The sequence below is a fragment of the Neobacillus drentensis genome (assembly GCF_036962765.1).
In the GTDB taxonomy this organism is placed as follows: Bacteria; Bacillota; Bacilli; order Bacillales; family Cytobacillaceae; genus Neobacillus; species Neobacillus drentensis_C.
Genome location: NZ_JBALOS010000086.1, coordinates 46,219 through 54,220 on the forward strand (window position 1 = coordinate 46,219; position 8,002 = coordinate 54,220).

The 8,002-nt window shown below is 38.3% G+C and carries 6 protein-coding genes; all 6 read right to left on the bottom strand.

What is annotated here, in order from left to right; genetic code table 11:
• Positions 1-225: 225 nt before the first annotated feature.
• The gene (gene murB, locus V7137_RS12655; RefSeq protein WP_218345701.1) at positions 226-1,134 is read right to left on the bottom strand and encodes a UDP-N-acetylmuramate dehydrogenase; all 909 of its coding nucleotides are present in this window, start codon (positions 1,132-1,134) and stop codon (positions 226-228) included.
• A gap of 61 nt (positions 1,135-1,195) precedes the next feature.
• Positions 1,196-2,299 (bottom strand): undecaprenyldiphospho-muramoylpentapeptide beta-N-acetylglucosaminyltransferase, encoded by a 1,104-nt coding sequence (murG, locus tag V7137_RS12660; protein ID WP_335698413.1) that lies wholly within the window; start codon positions 2,297-2,299, stop codon positions 1,196-1,198.
• A 200-nt stretch (positions 2,300-2,499) separates the two neighbouring features.
• The gene (spoVE, locus tag V7137_RS12665; RefSeq protein ID WP_420490121.1) at positions 2,500-3,564 is read right to left on the bottom strand and encodes a stage V sporulation protein E; all 1,065 of its coding nucleotides are present in this window, start codon (positions 3,562-3,564) and stop codon (positions 2,500-2,502) included.
• 161 nt (positions 3,565-3,725) lie between these two features.
• Positions 3,726-5,078, bottom strand: coding sequence for a UDP-N-acetylmuramoyl-L-alanine--D-glutamate ligase (gene murD, locus V7137_RS12670; RefSeq protein WP_335698415.1), 1,353 nt, complete (start codon positions 5,076-5,078; stop codon positions 3,726-3,728).
• Position 5,079: 1 nt separating this feature from the next.
• Positions 5,080-6,054, bottom strand: coding sequence for a phospho-N-acetylmuramoyl-pentapeptide-transferase (gene mraY, locus V7137_RS12675; RefSeq protein ID WP_335698416.1), 975 nt, complete (start codon positions 6,052-6,054; stop codon positions 5,080-5,082).
• 442 nt (positions 6,055-6,496) lie between these two features.
• Positions 6,497-7,957: a UDP-N-acetylmuramoyl-L-alanyl-D-glutamate--2,6-diaminopimelate ligase gene (locus tag V7137_RS12680; protein ID WP_335698417.1), complete on the bottom strand. Its 1,461-nt coding sequence runs from the start codon at positions 7,955-7,957 to the stop codon at positions 6,497-6,499.
• Between the last annotated feature and the right edge of the window lie 45 nt (positions 7,958-8,002).

Here is an 8,002-nt window from a genome sequence, read left to right on the forward strand (position 1 = left end):
CGTCTTTAACTTTGTCAAGGTTGCACCTATAATATTATCAGTAATTATAACACAATATTTGTCATTCGTACGACATTTCTTACAAGAAAAGTAAGGATTATTTCTTTGGAAATTGATAACTTTCTTGCTGCGGCGCCTAGCGATTAGTGTACTTCACCCTCCTCCTTTCGATAAGTCAGGAGGGCTACATTCCTGTCGTGCGCTGAACAGGCGATTTCGCTTTTCTTATTTTTTTCCGATTATTTCTACCTCAGTTTCCATTTTAACTTCATATAAGCTAAAGATGGTATCTTTGACATGTTGAATTAACGCCAGCACATCTTCTGCTGTAGCATTTCCAGCATTTACAATAAAATTCCCATGCATTTCGGAAATTTTTGCACCGCCAATATTAAATCCCTTTAATCCAGCAGTTTCAATTAATTTCCCTGCGTAATTCGGCAGTGGGTTTCTAAAAATACTGCCAGCACAAGGAAAATTCCATGGCTGGGTTTCTTTGCGATAATCTTTATTTTTTTGCATTTGAGCAACAATCGCAGCACGATCACCTTTTTCAAGGTCGAAAACGGCTTCGACTACAATTCCTGGACGAGTTTTCTGAAGGACTGACGTTCTGTACGAGAATTCCATCTCTTGATTTGAAAGCCATTCCATCTTTCCATCATCAAATAGAATATGTGCTTTGGTTAAAATTTTACTTATATCCGAACCATGTGCACCTGCATTCATATAAACAGCCCCACCAACGGAGCCAGGAATACCACTGGCAAATTCCAAACCGGATAGGCCTTTTTTGCTTATAAGTGTTGATAAGCTAACAAGTGAATGACCTCCGCCAACGGTTATACTTGTCTCATCAATCTCAAGGTGATCTATACCAGAACTCAGCTTGATAACCGCTCCTTCAATTCCTTTATCAGAAACTAACAAATTTGATCCACGGCCAATTGCACGCCATTTTAATCCATGTTTCTCAATAATATTCATGATGGTCTTTAAATTATCAACCGATGACGGTTCAATAAAGAGGTCGGCAGGTCCGCCTATTTTCATCGTTGTATGATTGGCTAAAGGTTCATTTTCCTTAACCTTTCCGATATTTAAAGCTAATAACTCGTTTAAGATTCCGTCCATTTTTACCACCCTAACTTTCCTTGATGCATTTATTTCAGTTTATGCTAAAAACCTTTTTGGGCTACTTTCGATTTGTTTTTACAAGTTCTTGCATTAAGGAATAAAGTCTAGAAGCTGAATAGGGCACACCCATTTTTTTAGCCTTTATCCTCATTTCAATTAATTTATCTTTATTTAAAAGAATACGATCGATATGATTCACAAGACTATTATTATTTAAGTCCTTCTCTAATAACAATTCGGCAGCACCATGATCACTTAACGACCTTGCGTTTTTCTCTTGATGATTATTTGTAACATATGGACTTGGGACTAGGATACTTGGAATACCGAGTGAGGTTATTTCAGCAAGCGTTGTTGCTCCTGCCCTTGAAACCACTAAATCAACCCCAGCCAAAACCTCAGGCATATTATGAATAAACGGTTTAATGACGACATTTTTAGGGTTTCCAATTAATTCAACTTCCTTTTTAACATCATCATAATGTACGTCACCGGTAATATAAAGAACTTGATAGGGCTTTTCAGCCAAATCGGCAAATGCCTTCACAACTGCCTCATTGATTGGTCTCGCACCGCGACTGCCACCAAATATTAAGACCACTGGCATTGTTGCACTAAGTCCAGCTGCAAGACGCCCTTTAATCCCGTCCTTGCCAATTACTTCTGATGCACGGGGATTTCCTGTAAAAACCGTCTTCTGTTCTGGAAAATAATCCTTTGCCTCGTCAAAACAGATCGCTATCTTATTAACATAACGGCTTAAAAATTTATTTGTTAAACCAGGTACACTATTTTGTTCATGAATGATCGTTGGAATCCCAAGTTTGGAAGCAGCATACACAACTGGTCCACAAACATATCCGCCAGTCCCGATGACAATATCCGGCTGGAAATCTTTTAACATTTTTTTACTGTCTTTTACTCCTTTTAGGAAACGAAGAACTGTTTTTATATTTTCAAAGGAGAGCTTTCTTTTAAAACCAGTAATGTGAATGGATTTAAAATCAATATTTTCCCTTGGAACAATTTTGCTTTCTAAACCATTACTAGTCCCTATGTATAAAAATTTAGCATCTTTATTCTGTTTTTGTATTTCACGAATGAGTGCAAGAGCAGGATAGATATGCCCGCCAGTTCCTCCACCGCTAACAACAATTTTCATGTTTCCACCCCATTAACTATTTAACACCTAATTGCATACCCTATCTTACTATAAAAACAATCAAAATAAAGCAAATGAAAAAAGAATGTTATCTAATTGTAATGATATGAATTGATTATTTTAAAATAATGCTATGTTAAACAATATTCTTTAACATAGTCTAAAATAAAAAGAACCCTGCTAGTAAACAGGGTGAAGGATCATAATCTTGAATACCTGCTGATATTAAGGAGAACACCGATCGCCATTAACATCAAGGTTAAACTAGAGCCTCCATAGCTTAAAAATGGCAAGGTAATGCCTGTAACAGGCATTAGACCTGTAACAACACCAATATTAATCATTACCTGAATCGCCACCATGGCGATGATCCCAACAGCTAAAAAGCTGCCATATAAATCCGGTGCCCCTAATGCGATTCGAATACCTCTCCATAATAACAGTGCAAATAGAAGTAAAATAAATGAACCGCCAATAAACCCTAGTTCTTCAGATAAAATGGCAAAGATAAAATCGGTCTGTGGTTCAGGTAAGTAAAAAAACTTCTGCCTGCTCTCGCCAAGCCCTAGTCCAAACAACCCGCCAGGACCAATCGCATAGAGTGATTGTATAATTTGAAACCCACTTACCAATGGGTCCGACCATGGATCTAAAAAAGATGTAATCCGTTTTATACGGTACGGAGCCGAGGCAATTAAGCCAATAAATCCAGCTACTCCCAACAATCCCAGAAAGGCAAAATGACTTACCCGGGCACCAGCAATAAATATCATGACAACACAGGTTCCCATCATGACCGTTCCTGTACCTAAATCAGGCTGAAGCATAATCATCGAGAAGGCTAAAAAGGCAAGACCTAAGGAAGGAACAAGACCTTTCTTAAACGAAGTGATCAATTTTTGACGTTCAGAAAGATACTTTGCCAAAAAAGCAATCATTGCCAGTTTCATAAATTCGGAAGGTTGTATTGAAAAAGCTCCTACACCAATCCAACTTCGAGAACCATTTCTTTCATTTCCAATCCCCGGAATTAACACTAGGACAAGTAACACAAAACAAACAAGTAGAAATGTTTTGGACCACGTCCGCCACGTCCAATAATTGATGTTCATAATGAAAAACATGGCTGCAATTCCCACTCCGGCAAAAAGGGTCTGTCTTTTAGCAAAGAAAAAGGAATCATTAAATTTATATTCAGCCCAAATAGCACTTGCGCTGTAAACCATGATAAGCCCTATTGCCAGGAGAGTGAAGGTTACAATCATTAAAATAAAATCAGGAGTTGTTCTCTTTGTCGGCACAACAATACACCTCAACTGCTAGTTTTAGGGCTTAGCAGAACATATAATACTGTCTAGCTTCAAATCTTAGCGACTAGTGTACTTCGCTAGCCGACCGCTTCCCGCTTTTCCGCTAAGACAAGCCCTTACTTAAGCTTATGCACCGCTTCGATAAAAATGTCTCCCCTGACCTCAAAAGTTTTATATTGATCCCAGCTCGCACACGCTGGAGATAATAATACAACGTCACCTGGTTCAGAGTATCGATAAGCCTCAGGCACTGCCTTGTCAACATTATCGACACGCTTAATTAGTTTTATTCCTGCTTCTTTCCCAATGCGTTCCATCTTTGGTGCAGTCTGCCCAAAGGTTATCATTGCTTTAACATTTCTTAAATAAGGAAGAAGTTCATCAAACTCATTTCCACGATCCAATCCGCCCGCAAGTAAAATAACCGGAGCACTAAAAGCAGCTAAGGCATTAATAGTCGCCAATATATTCGTCGCTTTCGAATCATTATAAAATTTTCTGCCATTTACTTCTGTTACGTATTGCAGACGGTGCCTGACTCCAGTAAATGTTCGGAGAACCCGCTGAATTGCGCTGTTTTCTACTCCGGAAAGCTTTGCTGCAGCCATTGCAGATAATATATTTTCAAGGTTGTGGTTGCCTGGTAAAGCTATTTTTTCGATTTCCATCACTTTTTCGCGATTAAACATAATCCAGCCGTCAGAAAGATACGCTCCTTCAGTTAGTTCTTTTTTTGTTGTAAAAGGAATAATACTGGCCTTAGAGTGACGAGCGACTTCTAATGTTTCTTCTTGATCGGCATTAACGATTAGATAGTCCAGTTCAGTTTGTTTTTTTGTGATGTTTGCCTTTGCAGCAATGTACTCCTTTTTTGTGCCATGATAATCCAAATGGGCATCATAAAGATTCGTAAGAATGGCGATTTTAGGTTTAAAAGTGTCAATCCCCATTAATTGAAAAGAGGATAATTCAATAACAATCGTATTTTCCGCAGTTGCTTCCTCGGCAACTCCTGATGCAACCGTACCAATATTCCCTGCAATTAACGGGTGCTTCTCACCCTCATTTAACATTTCATAAACTAATGTTGTTGTGGTTGTTTTTCCATTTGTCCCTGTGATCCCAATAAATGGTGCTTCAGAGATTTGATATGCAAGCTCCACTTCAGTGATAACAGGAATCCCTTTTTCTATCGCGCCTGCAATCATTGGGTTGTTATATGGAATACCCGGATTTTTGACAATCAACTCGAATCCTTCATCAAGAAGCTCGATAGGGTGATCACCACAAATAACTTTAATCCCTTGTTCTAAAAGACCTTGCGCCTCTGGATTTTCCGAAAATGGCTTTTTATCATTAACGGTTACAAATGCACCAAGCTTATGTAATAGTGCGGCAGCGGTTACCCCGCTTTTCGCCAAACCGAGGACAAGAATTTTTTTATGACTGAAAGATTTAATCTGTTTCAATTTATAACCACACCTCAATATAGATTCCTAGTATTGCAAGAATTAATCCTACACTCCAAAAAGTAACAACTACGCGCCATTCCGACCAGCCTACTAATTCATAATGATGATGTAAAGGACTCATACGAAAAATCCGTTTACCAGTCGTTTTAAAGGAAATAACCTGTAATATAACTGATAATGTTTCTATAACAAATACTCCGCCAATGATGATAAGCAAAATTTCAAGCTTTGTAAGAATTGCGATTGTCGCAATGGCACCACCGAGAGCAAGCGAACCTGTATCTCCCATAAAAACCTTAGCTGGATGGGCATTAAATACCAAGAATCCTAACACAGAGCCTACAACGGCTACAGAAAATATAGCAATCTCCATCTGTGATTGATTCCAAGCAAGGACAGCTAAAGCACCAAACGCAATTGCTGCGGTGCCTGACACCAATCCATCAAGTCCATCTGTTAGATTAACAGCATTGGAAAAGCCAACCAGCCAGAATATGATGAAGAAAATGAAAAACCAACCTAAATCGAAGGTCGTATCCGAAAATGGAATGCTTATTTCTGTAGAAAAACCTTGTTGTCTATAAATAAGATAAAAGATAGCTGAAATAATGATTTGGCCTGCCAGCTTTTGTTTGGATGTTAACCCCAAATTCCTTTTTAAGACTACTTTGATAAAATCGTCTAAAAACCCAAGCAATCCAAAACCAAGTGTAACGAGTAGCAGCAAATAGGTTTTGACAGTCGGTTCAGAAAATTTCCCTGTCATGACGAATGTCGTAATGACAATCGAAAACAGGATCATTACACCGCCCATTGTAGGTGTGCCTGATTTTTTTTGATGTGATTTGGGTCCCTCTTCACGAATGCTTTGTCCAAATTTCAACCTTCTTAAGAAGGGAATAAACACAGGAGAAAGCAATACTGAGATAAGAAAGCCCATAATGATTGTGAAAAAAATAACTTGCTCGAGCATTTTATTCCCTCCTTTCAGGTTTATTATTAGTATTAATTTTGTTTAACATCACAGCTATATCATATGTTTCTTTATTTTTATTAAGAAGTTTTTTATTTGAAAATTTAAAGTTAGTTATCTCCATAATTTCATCTGTTTCTCCATCTATTTTTTCAATATAATGACTTATTATCGTTATAATTGCCTCANNCTTGTGTAATGAATATTGGGAAATGATTCGGGGTATAGCTCGGAATTTCAATTCCTTCTTCCCAAATGGCAGCGATTGCTCCATTAGCAATTGCTTCAGAAAGATCACCAGACTTTCCACTTTCATATACAAATAATCCTTTTGGCTGGGCTGCGTTAGCTTGGTCGCAAACTGTAACAAAAAATAGGTTATCCTGGATCCCACGTCTATTTTCAAATAGACCTGCCAAGTCTTTTAAAGCTAAATACATAGCTATCTCCCCTCAATCGCTTCCCGAGCCACAAGCCGGTCATCAAAGTCGTGAACAACATTCCCAATAATTTGATAGGTTTCATGGCCTTTACCGGCGATTAATATCACATCACCTTCAGATGCCTCTCGAATTGCAGTTTGAATCGCTTCTTTCCGGTCAGGAATCACTCGGAAGGCTTCACCTTGGACACCTGCTTCCATATCCTTCAAGATCGCTAATGGGTCTTCACTTCTAGGATTATCCGAAGTTAAGATGGGATTTGTTGACCATTCACAGGCTATCTTAGCCATCAATGGCCGCTTTGTGCGATCGCGGTCTCCACCACAGCCAACAATGACAAAAACCTTTTTCTTCGCAAAATGCTGCACTGTTTTTAATACATTTTCAAGGCTATCTGGTGTATGAGCGTAATCAACAATCACCGTGAAATCCTGACCTGCATTTACCAGTTCAAATCTCCCTGATACACCTTTCACGTCTTCGATCGACTGGATTACTGCTTCTATAGAAATTCCAGACACAACAGCTGCTGCAATACTTGCTAAAACATTATAAACACTGAATTTACCAATTAATTGCATTTGGATTGGAAACTTTTCGGTTTGGACATGTAAATCAAACTTAGTACCTGAAGAAGTCATGTGGATATTCTTCGCTTGAATATCAGCATTATTGTCGATTCCATATGTAATGACGTGTGCAGCAGTTGACCTGTTATACATCTCTGATGCAGGATCGTCTGCGTTTAAAATAGAAAATTTTGGTTTTTGATGATCAAATGTATTACCAAGTTGGGCAAATAATAAACTCTTGGCACGTTTATATTCTTCCATTGTTTTGTGATAATCCAAGTGGTCCTGGGTTAAATTGGTAAACACAGCCACATCATAATCACAGCCATGGACCCTGCCAAGGTCTAATGCATGAGAAGATACTTCCATTACCGCTATATCAACACCTGCTTCAACCATTTGATTAAAGGTTTTTTGAAGTGTTAAGCTTTCAGGAGTTGTGTTTTTTGTTTCAATCGTCTTTTCCGCGATTTTGGTATACATAGTCCCAATTAGACCTGTTTTTTGACCTGCATCGGAAAATATTTTTTCAATTAAATGACTCGTCGTCGTTTTTCCGTTTGTACCAGTGATTCCTATTAAGTGCAGGTTTTTAGTTGGCTGCTCATAAAAAACATCAGCAAGGACAGCCATTGCTCTCGTTGTATCCTTAACAAGAATAACAGGTACATCAAGTGATAACGGACGCTCAGCTAATACTGCTGCTGCCCCGTTTTTTACAGCGGATTCAGCAAAATCATGACCGTCTACTGTATATCCCTTAATACAAATAAATAAGCTCCCCTTTTGCACCTTCCGATTATCATTTTCGATTGAAGTTATTTCTGGGTCTTCACCTTGATAAGGAACTAGAAGATGCAAATTCTTAAGCAGCTTTTGTAGATTCATTTCTCTCAAATCCTCTCATTACCGTACATACATAATACTAAAATT